Source organism: Neisseria sp. P0021.S005 (genome assembly GCF_051956955.1).
The window spans coordinates 1-671 of sequence record NZ_JBQCWY010000849.1 but is presented as its reverse complement, the minus strand read 5'-3'; the positions used below and the strand labels follow the sequence as shown (position 1 = coordinate 671).

The window sequence follows — 671 nt, the reverse complement described above, 5'->3', positions numbered from 1 at the left end:
GTAGTCAAGGAGATGTCTTAATTAGAGAAAAAGATGGCTATTCTGAAAACATCGAGGGTTTTTATGAAAAATGTAAAAACCTCTAGCCTAACATTGATCATGTAGGTATGGGACAAATTAAAAGCCCTACATTTTAGAGCCAGCGTAAGTTGGTTTGAAAACCCAACTTTAAAAAAGGTCGTCTGAAAGTTTTGAACTGGCCCCCAAATCTTGGACACTCATAAAAGCCTATTCAGGCGCTCTGTGCAAGCTGGGTTCTGTATGCGACAGGACTCAGCTTTTTCAATTTCAAACTGCAACGCTCCCGGTTGTAGTAATCCATATAGTCATCTATCTGCTTCATCAATTCATCTACCGTCAATTCACCTGCGTTATAGAAACACTCCGTCTTCAACACCGCAAAGAAGCTTTCCATCGGCGCATTGTCCCAACAGTTCGCCTTTCGCGACATGCTTTGAACCATGGAATGCTCCGCAAGCAATTCCCTATACCCCGCCGTACGGTACAGCACACCTTGGTCCGAATGAAGCATCGTTCCTTTATCAGTCAGACGGGGGGCGGCTTTTTCGAGCATTTCCTTCACCATTTCGCTTTCGACTCTGCGGCTCATGGCGTAGGCGACGATCTCGCGGTTGAACAAGTCCAAGATTGGCGAGAGGTACAGTTTACCG

1 protein-coding gene is annotated in these 671 nt (G+C 45.6%); it reads right to left on the bottom strand.

Features of this window, described 5'->3' with window-relative positions; all coding sequences use genetic code 11:
* Positions 1-232: 232 nt before the first annotated feature.
* Positions 233-671: IS3 family transposase (locus ACTHUE_RS19755; RefSeq protein WP_440424248.1), on the bottom strand; the 439-nt coding region annotated here is incomplete at its 5' end.